Consider the following 16,122-nt stretch of genomic DNA (forward strand, 5'->3'; position numbering starts at 1 on the left):
AACAACATGAAGCCGGATTACAGAAAAGCAATGATTGAATCTGAAATCGTGAAACTTGTCATGGAAGCCATAAGGCAGGCAAAGGACCCAAAAATCGCGGGTAAGCTCATAACAGTGTCCAGAGCGGAACTTTCCAAAGACAAAAGGTATGTGGACGTTTATATCAGCGTAGTTGGTGATGAAAATGAGAGAAAAAACCTTGTGGAACATATGAACAAGATCAAGGGATATTTTCGAAGTTATATAGCCCAAAATCTCGATATTTATGCCGTTCCCGATATTAGATTCAAAGAGGACAAAGGTATAGAAGCCAGCGTGAGGGTTCACAGTCTTCTTGAAAAACTCAAGGAGGACAAGAAGGGTGAACGGAATTCTGCTGGTTGACAAACCAAAGGGACCAACTTCGCACGATGTAGTTGAACATCTTAGAAAGAAACTTGGGATAAGGAAAATTGGGCATGCAGGTACCCTCGATCCTTTTGCAACTGGTTTGTTGATAGTAGGCATTGGTTGGGCTACAAGAATTCTTGAATACCTGATGAAGTGGGAGAAAACTTATTATGTAAAAATGGTGCTTGGTTTGATCACCGATACCTTTGACATAACTGGTCAAATAGTGGAACAACACGATGTGAACGTCGATCAAGAGAGAATACTTCAGGTCATAAACTCCTTTGTGGGAACGTACAAACAAGTTCCTCCAGCTTATTCGGCACGCAAATACAAGGGTAAAAAGCTTTACGAATTGGCGCGCCAAGGCAAGATAATAAGGCTTCCACCGAGGGAAGTAACGATATACGAAATCAGAGACGTTAAAATCAATGGAAAAGAAGTGTCGTTTGTTGCTAGAGTCTCTTCTGGAACCTACATAAGATCTCTATGCATGGACATAGGGTATGCCCTTGGGTGCGGTGCAACCGCCGTTGAACTGAGAAGACTAAAGGTTGGAAATTTATCGGTTGAAGATGCCATAGACGTTTTTAACTTGGAAAGGGAAGAAATATTATCCAAATTGATCGATCCTGTGAACATTTTGACATTTCCAAAGGTTTATCTGTCTGAAGTTGGTTTTAAAAAGGCAGTGGAAGGCAACGCAGTAAGGGTTGATGGGGTAGTTTCATTTGAGGATTTTTCGAAAAACGACATAGTGCAGGTAATTTACAATGGAAAAATTGTTTGTCTTGCAAAAGCTGAAAGAAATTCATCGTTCGTTGAAACTTTGAAAAGATTATCTCGCAACGAGGTGATTTTAAGACCGTTCAAAGTTTTCAAGGAGTAGGTTTTGATGAAAAAATACGTTACAACAATAGGTGTTTTCGACGGTGTTCACATAGGTCACCAAGCGTTGTTTAAGTTCATGAAAAAAATTGGTTGTGAAAAATCATTACCATTGAAGGTTTTTGTTGTTTCTTATCCATATGAGTATCTGCAAGGAAGATTCGATGGTTTTATAATTCCTTTGAAAATTAGAATAGGAGAGATTTTAAAATACGTTGATGAAGTAGAAATTCTGGATCTCAGCCGAATAAAGGATTTGGATCCTGATGAATTCTTTTACAAGTACATATCAGATCAAACAGCAGTTTTAGTTGTTGGAAAAGATTTTAGATTTGGAAAAAACGCGGCTGGAACGGTGGAAACTTTGAAAAACCTTTCGAGTGAGGCTGGAATAGAATTTTTCTCGTTTGATCTTGTTATGAACGGTTCTTTTCAAAAAGTCAGCAGTTCTGAAATTAGACAATTTATAAAATCTGGCCAGATTGATAAAGTTACGCAACTTTTAGGAAGACCGTTGATCTTGGAGTTACTTGTAATTGGAACAACGACGCAAGAAAATGTTTTTTTGGTGAAACAAAAAGATGAGCTTGTAAAACTTGGAAATGGCGTTTACAACGTTGAGGAGTACTATACGGGAAAGAAAGGCTTGTTGAAAGTCAAGGATATGGTCGAATTAGTTTTCAATGAGAAATTGCTGCCATCAAGCCTTCTAACTTTCAAAGTTACTTCAAAAGTTGATCAGAATTAAACGCCAAAGCAAAGGAGGATGTCTTATGAAGACACTTAAAGAGTTTTTTGAGAAAGCCAGCAAATCCTCTTATCGTAGGGCTGTTGTAGCTGGAGCAGAGGATGCAGAAGCTGTTAAAGCTGCATTTGAGGCAGTTAAAATGGGGATTTTAGATGATGTAACTTTGGTTGGTAACAAGGAGATAGTGTCTTGTGAAGATAAAAACTTTTCCATTATCCACGCCTCAACGGAAGCTGAATGCGCTGAAACAAGTGTGAAACTCATATCATCGGGAAAAGCCGACATACTCATCAAAGGACTTGTGAAAACATCGACGCTTTTAAAGGCTGTTTTGAACAAAGAGTGGGGATTAAGAGGGTCAGGTTTGCTCAGCCACATAGCTGCTGTTGAGGTTCCGTATTTACCCAAGGTTGTCTTCATCACCGACGGAGGAATAGTTATTCGCCCAACGCTTGAGCAAAAAATCACCATAATAAAGAACGCAGTGAAGTTTCTACACAGCATAGGTTATGAATCACCGAAAGTTGCAATTGTATGCGCGGTAGAAACAGTTAATCCAGATATGCCCGAAACCGTTGAAGCGGCTGTTTTGGCTAAAATGGGGCAAAGGGGAGAATTTGGTCGCTGCTTGGTTGACGGTCCATTGGGACTTGACAACGCTTTGAATCTCAACGCTGCCAAAGTTAAGGGTGTCAAAAGCGATGTGGCTGGAGATGCAGATTTGTTGGTTGTTCCAGATATACATGCAGGTAATCTGTTGGGTAAGTCAGCTGTTTACTTCGCGGGTGGAAAAATTGCCGGAATAGTGATTGGTGCAAAAGCTCCGGTGGTGCTTGTTTCTAGAGCTGACACTTTTGAATCAAAGCTTTTTTCCATAGCCATGGCGGTATCCTATAATCAGGAGATGTGAGTGAATGATAAGAGTTCTTTTGCCATGGCAGTTGTCTTCTTTAACTCTCCCAACGACGTTGGAAAAAATTCACGTTGAATTTTATGTTGATCAAAAAGAGTATGAAAGAAAACTTATGGAAGATTTTTGGGACATAATTTATGGTCCTTTTGACGAAAGGCAGCGATCCGCCGTTTTTGTAAGCAATGTTGAATCGTTTTTGATTGCTATAAAATATGTCGAGATCCGAAGCAAATTTGATGAATGCAAGAGGACTAGCGATATACTTGATAAGCATATAGAGCTTCAAGGAGTAAAGATCGTTGAAACGTTGAAGACCTTAAAAAAGCTTCAAATTCAAAAACCGGATTGTTTTGTGATAGTGGCGGAGAACGGCATCCAAGTAGAAGCCTATGTAGATTATTTTTCCAATTCGTGCTATCAACAAGTCGCCGAAAAGCTCTACAAGGTGATTTTAGATGGTAAGAAGGTCGATATAATCACATCTTCGTCGCCTATTGAAAATTTAATCAACGTTTCTATTCCTCCGTTACGGGAGAGAAAAGAGGATATTCCATACATGGTGGATAAGGCTCTTTCTTGGATTCATCAAAAGCACAAGAACATAACTGTGGTTTTTCCAGATCAACATGTGATGAGGCTACTTACAAGTTACAACTGGCCCGGCAACACGGAAGAACTTGTTCGTGTAATCTACAGATACGCCTCGGGTGAAGACATAATATCTTGTTTAAAAGACTCCATTACAGTCGATGATATAAAATCCATGAGTATGCGAGAGTACGTAAGTGAAATAGTGGCGCAAGTCGAAAAACAGTTGATTCAAGATGCTCTTCAAAAAACTTCTTGGAATCGAAAGAAAGCCGCAGCCATGCTTGGATTAAACTATAAAACACTTTCTTACAAGATAAAAAAGTATGGAATCAAAAGGACAAAGCCTTGATATCTTGAAAGAAGCATATGAAAGTCCAAAAAACTTATTTGAATAAACTTTACGAAAAAGCCGAACAAGTTATGGATTTGTACAAAAAATTTGATAAACGAATTGAACTGATTAGACCGAGTTTGCCGGCTTGCCCGTACGGTTGCAGGGATTGTTGTTTGACAGATGTTGAAAATATAGAGGCAAGCATTTTGGAATTTTTCCCATTGGTTATAAAGTGGCATAAAGAGAACGTTTTAGTTCAAAAATACGAAGAATATAAAGCAGCAACTGAAAGTTCTTTATGTGTCTTTTTACAACCTGACCATACGTTGCTTCCACAGGGTGGTTGCACGATCTACGAGTTTCGTCCGTTGGTTTGTAGATTGTTTGGATCAAGTGCCTTATTGAAAAAAAGACAATTAGATTATCTAGCGTGCAAAAAGTTGAAATCACAAAGCTTTGACACAGCTATGTTGCCGATTGCTAACGATTTTAACGATAAATTGATAACTATAGATCCTTACCTTGCCGTTAAAAAGTACCCGATAAATGAGGCTTTGAAAAAAGCTTTGGAGTATGTCTTAAGCTACGATTATTTCTTCAGAGCAACTGCTTCGTGATGAATTATCAAGTTCGTTGGGGGTGGAAGGATGGTGCTATTCAAAGAAGCAGGAGAACATAATACCGAAGAAACCTTGAAATTAGCCATAGAAGAGGCAAGGAAATTTGGTAAAAAGCTTTTGATTGCCTCAACAACGGGAAAGAGTGCCAAGAAAGCTTTGGAAATGATTCCAGACGACTTTCAGCTAATTGTCGTAACGCATCATACAGGGTTCAAGCAGGTGGATGAACAAGAGTTCCCCGAAGAAGTAAGAAATTTGCTTTTACAAAAAGGCCACAAAGTCTTGACGGCCACGCACGTTTTATCTGGTATTGAAAGAGCCTTTAGAAGAGAATATCAAGGTATTCATCTGGCTGAGATTGTGGCAAATACATTGAGGTTGTTCTCGCAAGGTATGAAAGTTTGTGTGGAAATTGCTCTGATGGCCGCAGATGCTGGTTTGGTGAAATGCTCTGAATGGATTGTAACGTGTGGAGGCACTTCAAGAGGACTTGATACATGCGTTGTTCTAAAACCAGCAAATACATCAAGAATGCTTGAACTCAGGATAGGTAAGATTATCTGCATGCCTTCTGATTGTCCAAACATTTGAAACAAGTTCGCTGGTTGTTTTTTTGTCGTGGCGTCGCTCAGAGTAAGTTAGGTTTTGCCATGGGGAGAATACTGGTGAAATGCAAGCAACCATGTTAGCATCTTTTGGCTAAGTTTTAATTGAGTTTTAGGTGAAAAGATACTAGAATGAAGTTGTTGTTACGATCTTTAAAATTTTGCTTGCAGGTTCGATTTTTAGCTTTTAGGGTGATTTTTCGACTTGAAGACGCTTAAAAATACGGTGATTATGGGTTTGTTTGAGGATGTTAGATTTTTTCTGGTGTATATTGTATTAATGGACTAGTCCAAAAGAGAACCAAAGGAGAAAACCTTTGGAGGTTTTGACGTGTTTTTTTGGTTTAACTTGAAGGATGTTGGTATGAAAGAAATATACAAATTTAAGATGTAGTAAGTTTTTCAACAGGGAAAAAGTTGAGGATCGAGAGCAGATACTCAAAAGGAAAAAAATAGAATATCGAATTAAAAAAAGCGGGCTTTTATGCCCGCTTTTTGTTTTTATACCTAAGTCAATTTTGAAAATTTCTACTTGTTTTTCTTTTGCTTTGACAGCTTGATCGCTATGTAATTTTCGTTTTTATGCATTATCGCGTACCTGTCTCCCTTTTCCTTCACCAGGATTTCCAAAAGTTCATAACCTTCTTTGACCTTTTTTTCTATCTTTTTTCGATCGGATTCATTCAGTTCTTCCATAATTTCACCTCCCGAAGAAAAATTCTTTTGGCCGCAAGTAAGAGAGATTTTTGCACAATTCAAAAGCTTCAGGTTCTGGAATTTGACCTTTCTCAACCATATTAGCAACAACATCGCACAAAACGCGTCTGAACATTTCGGTGCGTGATCCATAAGACATCAATTTTCTAGAATCTGTAACCATTCCCACAAAGTTGCTCAAAAGATCAACAGTTGCAATGTATTCAAGCTGGCTTCTCATACCGTAAGGACTGTCGTTGAACCACCAAGGAGCTCCGATGAAGACATTCTCAAATGCTCGAGCAATTGTTGCAATCATTGGTAAACATCCTGGATCCAAACAGTAGAGAACCATTTTAAGTCTTCCATCAAAATAATTGAAAAATTGCCTCATGCCTTTTGCGATGTTCACATATCCAGCAACTATGTCTCCTCCACTGTCTGGTCCAAGGGCTTTGTAAAGCTTGTCACGGTAATCTCTCAACGCACCTATGTGTAGTTGCATAACCCAATTCTTTTCAACATTCATCTCACCAAATTGGTACATCATGTAAGCCAGGAACTTTTCGGCATCTTTTTCAGTTGCAACACCTGTGAGAGCTTTTGAAAAGATTTTGCTTGCTTCCTCTTTTGAAACGTATTCAAAGTTTGGTTCAAGTATTGCATGATCGGTGCATCTGCATCCAAGTTGTGCAAAGTAATCATGAGTTTTCTTAAGTGCTTCTATGAAATCATCAAGGTTGACAATGGATATGTTTGTTCTTTGTTCTAGTTTTTTTATGTAATCTTTCCAATCGGGTTTATCAATTCTGCAAGCTCTATCAGGTCTCCATGTTGGTAATATCCGCACAGCAGGAAATTCTTCTTGTAGCTTTTTATGGTAAATCAAATCATCGGCTGGATCATCCGTTGTGCACATGATCTCAACGTTCATATCGACCAAAAGTTGTCTTGGTTTCATGTGATCTTTTTTCAACAATTCTTTCGTTTTGTTCCATATTAAATCAGCTGTTTCTTTTCGAATGATTTCTTGTATACCAAAACGTCTTCTCAAATCGAGGTGTATCCACTCGTAGGTGGGATTACCAACAAACCTTGGAAAAACGGTTGCAAGAGCAACCCATTTTTCGTAATTTGAAGCTTTACCTGTAATTCTTTCCTCGTCTATCCCACTTCTTCGCATCAGTTCCCAAACGTAGTGATCGGTTGCAGCCTCAACTTGCCAAATGTCTTCCCAGCCCTTGTTCTCATAGATTTCTCTCACATCGCAGTGGTTGTGTGCATCCACAATTGGAAGATCTTTTACAGATTCGTACAAAACCAATGCAAAGTCGCTGGAAAGTAAGTACTTTTCCCCAAGAAACTTCATCACTCATTCCTCCTTCATGTAAATTTTTTCAACGTGTGGACATGTCATGGCTCTTAAAAGAGCTGCATAAGATAAACGAAAAGAAATAAAATCGCCAAGTTTCAAATCAATTTTGCATTCGGTTATATCCACCAAAGTGTGATCACTTGAGGCGTGTATGACCTGCGCACCGTCCAGGAGAGGGATGAGTTGCTTTGGTACGGTGTCCTGTTCGCCTAAAGCAAGTATTGCCCTTTTTCTTGGACCTTTGTCAATGAACTGAGGTTTGCGACCAAAGGCGTCAAAACCTATTTCTCCTTCAGGCACAGATGGCTTGGTTTTTATCTCTATGATTTCAGCTTTCAAAATGAAGGTGTCTTGGTTCAACCATTTGATCACTCTATCATTTGTCACATCGGTACCAAGGAATATTGCCTCTCCAATCCTCAGTTGATTTATTTGGGGTGGTAATTTTCCTTCCTCAACCAATCTCAGAGTCGCGGTTGCACCACCTGAAACTATCTGAACGTCAAGCCCTTTTTCGGTCAGTTTCTCTTTAACCGAAATTAGTTTTGCCAAAGTTTCTGGTGTTGGAATTACCCCTCCATAACATCCAAGGTTTGTTCCGATACCAACGATTCTTGCCTTTTTACATAGCTTAAAACTTGCAAAGATTTCTTCAACGGCTTCTTTGTACCAAACACCTTCGCGTAGATCCCCTACGTCGACCATGTAAATTAACTTTGGGCTTTTTGAAAGCTGTTGTGCAAGTTCTTCGATCCATTCAACAGTTTGTGGTTCAGAAACAAGGATATAGTCGCAATACTGAACCACTTTTTCCAACTCGCTTTTTGGTGGCACTCGAATCATCATGAATGGACCTTCTATTCCATTTTTCAAAAGTCTCTCGATGTTTTGTATTCTCGATTCCGCTATGATTTTTATTCCAGCTTGCCTTAAAATTTCTGCCAACGTTGGATCTCCGAGGCTAACTTTTGTAACTCCTACAACTTCTATTCCAAAGCTTTTACACAGCGATAGTACTTTTTCGGCGTTTTCACGTACCTTGGGTAAGTGTATTTCAAGGAAAGGCACCGGACTTGTTCCTCCTTGGAAAATGAATTTTATTCAATCTCAGCTTTCATCCCTATTTCGTTGAGGATTATGAAGTCTTTGTTTCTCCAATCTTTTTTGACCTTGACATGCAGATCAAGGTACACCTTTTTTCCGACGAGTTGTTCTATTTCCAAGCGTGCCAACGTGCCAATTTGTTTTATCATGGAACCGTTCTTTCCTATCAAAATTCCCTTTTGTGAGTCTCTTTCGACGTATACAGTGGCAGCAACGTACAGAACCCCATTGCTTCTTTCGGCAATTTCATCAACTATCACCGCAACGCAATGTGGAACTTCTTCTCGAGTGAGTAGCAATATTTTTTCACGTATTATTTCCGATATCTGGAAGGATAAAGGCCTGTCGGTGACCATATCGGTTGGGAAGTACTGTGGACCTTCAGGAAGCGCTTCTTTCACAGCATTAAGAAGCTCGCTTATTCCAATACCTTTGACAACACTTGTGAAGAAGACCTTTTCAATTTCAAGTTTTTGCTTTATCAATTCAGGTATCTTCTCATAATCGTCTGCTATGTCAATTTTGTTTACAACCAAAAAGACTCTATTCTTGGCTTGGTTGAGAATGTTGCATATGCGATCTTCTGGATCTCCAACCCCTCTTGAGGCATCAACCACAAAGAGTATTAAATCAACGTGCTTCAAAGCTTGAATTGCAGATCTCACCATGAACTCTCCTAGTCTGTGAAGTGGCTCATGAATTCCAGGTGTGTCTACAAAGATTATCTGACTCTCTGAATCGTTGTATATACACCTGATGGTGTTTCTTGTAGTTTGAGGTTTTTCAGTAACTATGACGGCTTTGCGGCCAAGGAAAGAGTTTATCAAACTCGATTTTCCAACGTTTGGCCGCCCAACGAGTGTTACAAAACCTGATTTCAAGTTTGCTCACCCCTTAAATTGAAAGCGTATGGTAATAATTCCTCAACGCAAGTTATTCGATACTTTCCATCTTTTCCAACAAGGATCACCTCAAAATTTCCAAACTCTGCCATCACCTGTCTGCACGCACCGCATGGACTAACTGGTAGTGGTGTATTTGCCACTACAACTAATTTTTCAAATTCTCTTTCTCCATCAGCCACCGCAGAGAAGATGGCAACGCGTTCGGCACATATTGTCAAACCATACGATGCGTTTTCAACGTTGCAGCCCAAGTAAACTTTTCCGCTTTTTGTGAGCAAGGCTGCGCCAACCTTGAAATTCGAATACGGAGCATAAGCTTTTTGCATGGCTTTTAAAGCAAGCTCTATTAATTCCTCATTTTTTGGCTTTATTTTCATCCACCCCTTTAACAGTTATCAAAACTCTTTCAATTCGATTTTTTGTAGCCGCAACTATTTTGAAGTGAAATTTACCAACTGTTATTTCCTCTCCAACAGACGGTATGCGTTGGAAAAATTCTAGCAAAAATCCGGCGAGCGTTTCATGCTCAGTTTCAGGGAGTTCAACGTCAAGTTCTCTCTCTAAGTCGTTTATAGGAATGGTTGCTTTGACCAAATAAGTATTTTCGGAGATTTTCTTTATTTCGTTTACCTCATCGTAATCGTACTCATCCATGATTTCTCCAACAAGTTCTTCCAATATGTCCTCCAATGTCACGATTCCTGCGGTACCACCAAATTCATCCACAACTATTGCAAGATGTACCTTTTTTTCCTTGAATATTTTTAGCAGCGTGCTTACTTTCATTGTTTCTGGAACGAAAATTGGCTCTCGCATTATTTCTTTGACTTTCTTGTTCAGCAAGTTTTCTTCGCTTGGTTTGGCAAGGAGTGTCACGACATCTTTGACATAACAAACACCCACTATGTTGTCTATATCTCCCCTGTAAACGGGTATCCTGGAATAACCTTCTTTTTCAACAAGTTCCATTAACTCTTGAAGCGAAGCATTTTCTTCTATGGCCACAACATCCACTCTTGGAGTCATGATTTCCTTTATAGTTGTCTCACTCATTTCAAAGGTTCTTTCTACGATCAATCCTTCTTGATGACCTATTGTGCCATCTCCTTTCCCTATATTCACAGCCGCAACAATGTCATCGCTTGTTATGAAAGGCGTGCTTTCCATGGCTTGACCGCCAAAGAGTTGTACCAGTTTGTTGCTGATAAAAAGCAATACCATTATCAGCGGCGATAGCAATCTTTCTATAAGAGATATAAACTTTACAGATTTTTCGTAAACCTTTTCGGCGTATTCTCTGGCGTATATCTTTGGAGTTATCTCTCCGAATATCAAAAGTACGATGGTTACAAACAAGGTACTCAAGAGTACTACGATTCCTTCCTTTAAGCCCGAAAGCAATTTGATGAACAAAACCGTGGTTATCGATGAAAGCATCAGGTTTACAAAGTTGTTGGAAACCAAAATTGCCGTGAGCAGTCTGTTAACCTTTAGAATTTTGTCCTTCTCTTCTTTTCTCAGAAGCTTTAATTTGCTAATAGAAGTTAGAGCCGTTTCAGAAGCAGAAATAAAAGCAGAAAGAATCAACAGCACAACCATTGCTAGAAATCTCAGCAGCAAATCATAACTGCTACTCAACGGATCTTCCACTTCTTCTCCCCTCCTTAATAATGGTATTTTTCGTTGTTGATTATTTTAAAAGCCCTAAGCAATTGTTCTAAAAGTACAACAACAGCAAGTTGATGTGTGAAGGTCAACTTTGAAAGAGAAATCATTTCATCGGCTCTTTTTCTCAAAGTTTCACTAACGCCAAACGGTCCACCAATGACGAAAACCAAACTTTTTGGTAACGCCAGCAAACCTTCGAAATGTTTTGCAAAACCAATGGAATCGTATTCTTTTCCTCTCTCATCAAGCAAAATTACATAGTCATCCTTTAAATGTTTCATGACTTGTTCTGCCTCTTGGTTCAACAAGTGTTCATCGCAACTTGAATCAAGATAAGTTGATCCCTTTACTTGAACAATTTGGATTCTGGAATATCCTTGCAGCATTTTCAAGTATTCTTGAACTGCAACAGTGGCAAAACCTTTCAGCTTTCCAACAACGATTATTTTAATTTTCAAAGATTTGTCCCCTCTTTATTATCACATCGGGAGTAATGCCTATAAGGTACATCACTGTCTCCAAGTCTGCGTCGTTGTAAAGCAAAAGATCTGCATCTTTACCAGGTTCTATTGTTCCAATTTTGTCCGCAAGACCAAGTACTGCAGCTGAGTTCAAAGTAAAAGCCGTTAAAACTTCATAGGGATTCATTTTCAAATATCTTACAGCAAGATTCATGACGAAAGAAGGTTCAACAACTGGACTTGAGCCTGGGTTGAAATCACTTGCAAGCGCAACAAGAGCATTTTTGTCGATCAATTCTCTTGCAGGAGCGTATTTTTCATTCAAATAGTAACTTGTGGCCGGCATGAGTACAGCAAAAGTGTTGCTTCGCGCAAGAATGTCTATATCTTCTTCGCTGATTTTAAGGACATGTTCAACCGAGGTTGCACCGTATTTAACGGCAAGCTGAGTTGCACCTGTTCTTTCAATTTCGTCTGCGTGAACTCGTATTTTGAAGTTCATATTTTTTGCAGCAATCAAAAGCTTTTCCGTTTGCTTAAGATCAAATGCCCCAACATCGCAAAATACATCCACAAATTGACAATCGTTTTGGACTTTTTGTAGCATTTCGATGACTTTGTCCATGTATTCACTTGGACTGGTTCCCTTTGGTACGGCATGCGCAGCCATAAACGTTGGAACCACGTCCATATGGGAAATTTTACCAAGAATTTTCAACGCTTGAAGCTGTTTTAATTCATCTAGTTCGTTCAATCCATAGCCAGTTTTTCCTTCCAAACAAGTGACACCTTTTTTAAAGTACTTTGCGAGCAGCTTTAAGTTAAATCTGACAAGTTCTGAAAGTTCCGCATTTTTAACTTTTTCTACAGTTTCGTAAATTCCCCCACCTGAGGCGTGGATATCGAGATAGCTTAATCCCCCCACCCTCCTGAGAAAGTCCATTTCACGGTAACCATAAAATGGAATATGGGTATGGCAGTCGACAAAACCTGGGATAACAAGATCGGCAAATATGCATTTTGCATCAACGGGTTTTTCTTTTGTCAAATCTTTTATTTTGCCATTTTCTATAACTACATAGACGTTTTCGTATTTTTCTATCTTACCAAGTTCCAATCCTCTTTTAGGTTTATTTCCAAGTGCGGTGTACAGCTTCTTTGCAAAAACGGTAAAATAGTTCATTCAATCTTTTGCCCCCTCTTTTGCAAGAATCTGAAGCAATCGGTTTTCTATCACTCTATCTACTCCAAAATCGTCCAGTTGGAGGTAAAATTGTGCAACGTCTATCATGGCTTGAAGTGGTACCATGCCGATTATCTCGGTGCTCACAACAGGTACACCGTATCTTTGAGCTTCCCGCCTGATCGTTTCAAGAACTCTGAAAAGCGGGCTTTTTTTGTAGTTTGTCATGTTCATCGACACTTGTACCATACCTTTATCCTTCAATTCCACTGCTATTGCCTTTACATACCTGTATCCCCCGCTTATGTGTCTTACGGCTTTGGCTATCTTTTCAGCCACTTCTAGCCTGTTTGTGCCAAGGTTCACGTTGAAAGCTATCAAATATTCTCTGGCTCCAACGGCAACCACACCAGCAGTTGGATGCACCTCATCTGGTCCAAAATCTGGTTTCCACATGGGATCTTTTATTTTTTCAAAGAAACCTTCAAATTCACCTTTGCGAATGTCTGCAAGATTTTCCCTGTGCGGCGCGGTTGCAGATCGCTCATAAAGGTACACAGGTATTTTCAGCTCTTCACCGATTCTTTTTCCAAGCCTTTTAGAAAGTTCAACGCATTCTTCCATTGTAACTCCTAAAACTGGCACAAATGGGATGACATCCGTTGCTCCCATTCTTGGATGTTCTCCTTTGTGGTAGCGAAGATCTATCAATTCCATCGCTTTTTTCGTCATATCGAACAATGCATCAACCATGACATCTGGATCTCCTATCAAAGTGACAACCGATCTGTTATGATCTGGATCCATCGACCAATCCAAAACCCAAATCCCTTTTCTTTTTTCAGCCTCAGCTATTATTTCCCTTACAACTTCTTCCCTTCTTCCTTCACTGAAATTAGGTACCGATTCAACGATCTTCATCGCTTACACCTCCTGTTTTTACTTCTCAAAAAACATTATACTACAGCGTTAATTGGTCGAATCGCTGGGTTGTTGAACAAAGTACTTGATTTTGGTCAACTCAACGATTATAATAAATCATGACCATAATTATGGTCATGGAGGATTAAAAATGCCAAAAAGAGAGATCGAGTTTTACAGCGTTGCAGAAGCAAAAGCAAAATTGTCACAGCTGGTGAACCTTACAAAAAACAAAGACGTTGTGATAACTAAGAATGGGCATCCAGCAGCTGTTTTGATGGATTATGAAAGGTTCAAAAAAATAAGCAAGTTTATAGACGATCTTTACGAGTTGTACTTGTTGGAGATTGGGGATCCATCTTGTTTTGGTAAGGTAAGCCAAGATCAAATGCTTGAAGAGGATATCGAGGAGGTGTAAGAATGGCACAGGTTGAACTTGAAAAGGTTACGAAAATTTACGACAACAAAGTCGTTGCTGTTAAAGAAGCGACATTCACAGTCAACGATAAGGAATTTTGCGTTTTGCTTGGACCATCCGGTTGTGGAAAGACAACAACGCTTCGCATGATTGCAGGGCTGGAAGAGGTTACTTCTGGAATCATAAAAATCGACGGTAAAATTGTGAACGACGTAGAACCAAAAGATCGCGATATAGCAATGGTTTTCCAGAACTATGCATTGTATCCTCACATGACCGTTTATGAAAACATGGCTTTCGGGCTCAAACTTAGAAAATTTCCAAAGGACGAAATTGACAGAAGGGTAAGGGAAGCTGCAAGAATTTTGGGAATAGAAGATCTTCTCGACAGAAAACCTAGACAGTTGTCCGGTGGTCAAAGACAACGCGTTGCCGTTGGACGCGCTATTGTGAGAAATCCAAAGGTGTTCCTTTTCGATGAACCGTTGTCTAACTTAGACGCAAAGCTGAGAGTTCAAATGAGAAGTGAGCTGAAAAAGTTACATCACAGATTGGGTGCCACAATAATATACGTTACACACGACCAGGTTGAGGCAATGACGATGGCTGACAAAATCGTTGTGATGAAAGACGGCGTTATTCAACAAATAGGTACACCATTTGAAGTCTACAACAAACCAAAGAACTTGTTTGTTGCTGGTTTCATTGGCAGTCCTGCAATGAACTTTGTAAACGCAACAGTTATCGCAAAAGGTGGAGGTATTTGGATAAAAACAAGCGGTTTTGAGGTGAAAGTCGTCAAAGAGCATGAACCAATTTTGGAAAAATGGATTGACAAAGAGGTTATATTCGGTATTCGACCTGAAAATATATTCGACAAACTCTTTGCCGTAGCGCCTCAACCTGAAAATACCGTGACGGGTGTTGTTGATGTAGTTGAACCGCTTGGAAGCGAAACACTTTTGCATGTTAAATGTGGTGAAGACGTTTTGGTTGCACGAGTGGATCCAAGAACTCAGGCGCAGGAAGGAGCAAGAATCGATTTGGTGTTTGACATGAATAGAATCCACGTGTTTGATAAAGATACACAAGAGGCAATCATATGAAAGATTTTCATAATTAAGGGGAGGCCGAAAGCCTCCCCTTTTGTTATATAATTATGTTGAAAGTTAATATTCGAGCGCCAGAGGGTACCCGCAAGGGTTTAAAGGGGAAGCCGGTGAAAATCCGGCGCGGGTCCGCCACCGTAACCGGGGACGAAATCCACGTGATGCCACTGGCTTTTAAGCCGGGAAGGCGTGGAGAGTAGGATGATCCGGGAGCCGGGAGACCTGCCCCTGGTCAATTGACCATCCTCTTCGAGACCAAGAGGATGGTGAAATTTTTTGCCGGGAGGTGTTGAGTTGTGAGAAGGTTTTCGGTTTGGTTGGTTCTATTGGTGGCTGTAAGTGTTCTTCTAGCTTATCCGATAACCGTTGTAGACGATGCTGGAAGAGTTGTCACCATCGAGAAGATGCCAATGCGAATTATCTGCGCTGCGCCATCGGCAACTATGTTTTTGCAATATCTAGGTTTAGAAGATAGGATAGTTGGAGTAACCAATTGGGATGAGTACCAAAACGCTGAAAAAATAGGCAATATGGTACCTTTGAACGTTGAAAAAATTCTGAGTTTAAATCCTGATTTGGTAATAACGTATGGGGGATTTCAACTTCCAGAAGTTGCAAAACTTGAGCAGCATAACCTTACAACGATAGTTTTAAACGCAACGACGGTCAAAGGCATACTTCAAAACCTTGTGCTTGTCGGAACCGTATGTGGGGTTAGGGAAAAAGCAAAACAACTTGCCTTAGAGCTTGAAAAATTCTACACGGACATAGCAAAGAAAGCTTATGCAATTACTCTTGAAAAACGTGTCAAGGTTGTATACCTTTTGGATGTCCCTGGACCAGATATCAAGGAAATCTGGACATGTGGTACAGGATCTTTCTTGCACGAGATCATAACTTTAGCTGGAGGAATAAACATAGCGGCTGGTTATACTGGACCTAATGGATGGCTGCCGATTTCGATCGAATTCATCGTTTCACAGGATCCCGACGTAATTGTCGTGGCCGGATACATACCGGGTGCTGAAGAAGAAATAAAACAAAAAATTCTCAATTTTGCTCCGTTCAAATCGATAAAAGCTGTTAAAAATCGCAGAGTTTACGTGTACGATGGAAATCTCCTGAGCCGAGCTGTACCACAGTTGATCCAAATGATAGAAGTCATGTACAAAGATTTCTACGGAGGAAAATAA

Annotated in this window: 19 protein-coding genes and 1 riboswitch; of the genes, 10 read left to right on the forward strand and 9 right to left on the reverse strand. The window is 39.8% G+C overall.

Features of this window, described 5'->3' with window-relative positions:
• Positions 1-6 precede the first annotated feature (6 nt).
• Genes rbfA through THETH_RS04925 form a run of 7 tightly spaced genes read left to right on the forward strand, consistent with a single transcriptional unit; the run spans position 7 to position 5,075 of the window.
• A complete protein-coding gene (gene rbfA, locus THETH_RS04895; protein WP_013932269.1) occupies positions 7-384 on the forward strand; it encodes a 30S ribosome-binding factor RbfA in 378 nt (125 codons plus the stop codon).
• Positions 362-1,279 (forward strand): tRNA pseudouridine(55) synthase TruB, encoded by a 918-nt coding sequence (truB, locus tag THETH_RS04900; protein ID WP_013932270.1) that lies wholly within the window; start codon positions 362-364, stop codon positions 1,277-1,279. Before rbfA ends, truB begins: the two co-directional genes overlap by 23 nt.
• 6 nt (positions 1,280-1,285) lie before the next feature.
• Positions 1,286-2,026, forward strand: coding sequence for an FAD synthetase (locus THETH_RS04905; protein WP_013932271.1), 741 nt, complete (start codon positions 1,286-1,288; stop codon positions 2,024-2,026).
• A 25-nt stretch (positions 2,027-2,051) separates the two neighbouring features.
• Entirely contained in the window at positions 2,052-2,936 is an 885-nt protein-coding gene (locus tag THETH_RS04910) for a bifunctional enoyl-CoA hydratase/phosphate acetyltransferase (protein ID WP_013932272.1), read from the forward strand.
• Positions 2,937-2,940: 4 nt separating this feature from the next.
• Entirely contained in the window at positions 2,941-3,879 is a 939-nt protein-coding gene (locus THETH_RS04915) for a helix-turn-helix domain-containing protein (protein WP_013932273.1), read from the forward strand.
• Positions 3,880-3,896: 17 nt separating this feature from the next.
• A complete protein-coding gene (locus tag THETH_RS04920) occupies positions 3,897-4,481 on the forward strand; it encodes a YkgJ family cysteine cluster protein (RefSeq protein ID WP_013932274.1) in 585 nt (194 codons plus the stop codon).
• A 30-nt stretch (positions 4,482-4,511) separates the two neighbouring features.
• Positions 4,512-5,075, forward strand: coding sequence for a pyruvate kinase alpha/beta domain-containing protein (locus tag THETH_RS04925; RefSeq protein ID WP_013932275.1), 564 nt, complete (start codon positions 4,512-4,514; stop codon positions 5,073-5,075).
• Positions 5,076-5,617: 542 nt separating this feature from the next.
• On the opposite strand, the gene THETH_RS10770 is transcribed toward THETH_RS04925, so the two are convergent.
• Genes THETH_RS10770 through ftcD form a run of 9 tightly spaced genes read right to left on the reverse strand, consistent with a single transcriptional unit; the run spans position 5,618 to position 13,402 of the window.
• Positions 5,618-5,785: a hypothetical protein gene (locus THETH_RS10770; protein ID WP_013932276.1), complete on the reverse strand. Its 168-nt coding sequence runs from the start codon at positions 5,783-5,785 to the stop codon at positions 5,618-5,620.
• Between the two features lie 4 nt (positions 5,786-5,789).
• Positions 5,790-7,154 carry a glucuronate isomerase gene (uxaC, locus tag THETH_RS04930; protein WP_013932277.1) on the reverse strand — a complete coding sequence of 455 codons (1,365 nt, stop codon included), beginning with the start codon at positions 7,152-7,154 and terminating at the stop codon, positions 5,790-5,792.
• A 3-nt stretch (positions 7,155-7,157) separates the two neighbouring features.
• Entirely contained in the window at positions 7,158-8,228 is a 1,071-nt protein-coding gene (locus THETH_RS04935; RefSeq protein ID WP_013932278.1) for an alanine/ornithine racemase family PLP-dependent enzyme, read from the reverse strand.
• A 29-nt stretch (positions 8,229-8,257) separates the two neighbouring features.
• Positions 8,258-9,145: a GTPase Era gene (gene era / locus THETH_RS04940; RefSeq protein WP_013932279.1), complete on the reverse strand. Its 888-nt coding sequence runs from the start codon at positions 9,143-9,145 to the stop codon at positions 8,258-8,260.
• Complete coding sequence (locus tag THETH_RS04945) at positions 9,142-9,546, reverse strand: cytidine deaminase (protein ID WP_013932280.1); 405 nt, start codon at positions 9,544-9,546, stop codon at positions 9,142-9,144. Before THETH_RS04945 ends, era begins: the two co-directional genes overlap by 4 nt.
• Entirely contained in the window at positions 9,524-10,819 is a 1,296-nt protein-coding gene (locus tag THETH_RS04950; protein ID WP_013932281.1) for a hemolysin family protein, read from the reverse strand. Before THETH_RS04950 ends, THETH_RS04945 begins: the two co-directional genes overlap by 23 nt.
• Before the next feature lie 14 nt (positions 10,820-10,833).
• The gene (locus THETH_RS04955) at positions 10,834-11,295 is read right to left on the reverse strand and encodes a 23S rRNA (pseudouridine(1915)-N(3))-methyltransferase RlmH (protein ID WP_013932282.1); all 462 of its coding nucleotides are present in this window, start codon (positions 11,293-11,295) and stop codon (positions 10,834-10,836) included.
• The gene (gene hutI / locus THETH_RS04960; protein WP_013932283.1) at positions 11,285-12,481 is read right to left on the reverse strand and encodes an imidazolonepropionase; all 1,197 of its coding nucleotides are present in this window, start codon (positions 12,479-12,481) and stop codon (positions 11,285-11,287) included. Before hutI ends, THETH_RS04955 begins: the two co-directional genes overlap by 11 nt.
• The gene (ftcD, locus tag THETH_RS04965; protein WP_013932284.1) at positions 12,482-13,402 is read right to left on the reverse strand and encodes a glutamate formimidoyltransferase; all 921 of its coding nucleotides are present in this window, start codon (positions 13,400-13,402) and stop codon (positions 12,482-12,484) included.
• Between the two features lie 151 nt (positions 13,403-13,553).
• On the opposite strand from ftcD, the gene THETH_RS04970 reads away from it, so the two are divergent.
• The 3 genes from THETH_RS04970 (at position 13,554) to THETH_RS04980 (ending at position 16,122) form a co-directional block, all read left to right on the forward strand.
• Positions 13,554-13,820, forward strand: a complete 267-nt coding sequence (locus THETH_RS04970; RefSeq protein ID WP_013932285.1) for a type II toxin-antitoxin system Phd/YefM family antitoxin — start codon at positions 13,554-13,556, stop codon at positions 13,818-13,820.
• Between the two features lie 2 nt (positions 13,821-13,822).
• The gene (locus THETH_RS04975) at positions 13,823-14,926 is read left to right on the forward strand and encodes an ABC transporter ATP-binding protein (RefSeq protein ID WP_013932286.1); all 1,104 of its coding nucleotides are present in this window, start codon (positions 13,823-13,825) and stop codon (positions 14,924-14,926) included.
• Positions 14,927-14,991: 65 nt separating this feature from the next.
• Positions 14,992-15,173: riboswitch (cobalamin riboswitch) on the forward strand.
• A 52-nt stretch (positions 15,174-15,225) separates the two neighbouring features.
• Positions 15,226-16,122 carry an ABC transporter substrate-binding protein gene (locus THETH_RS04980; protein ID WP_013932287.1) on the forward strand — a complete coding sequence of 299 codons (897 nt, stop codon included), beginning with the start codon at positions 15,226-15,228 and terminating at the stop codon, positions 16,120-16,122.

It is taken from the genome of Pseudothermotoga thermarum DSM 5069 (genome assembly GCF_000217815.1).
Classification (GTDB): Bacteria; Thermotogota; Thermotogae; order Thermotogales; family DSM-5069; genus Pseudothermotoga; species Pseudothermotoga thermarum.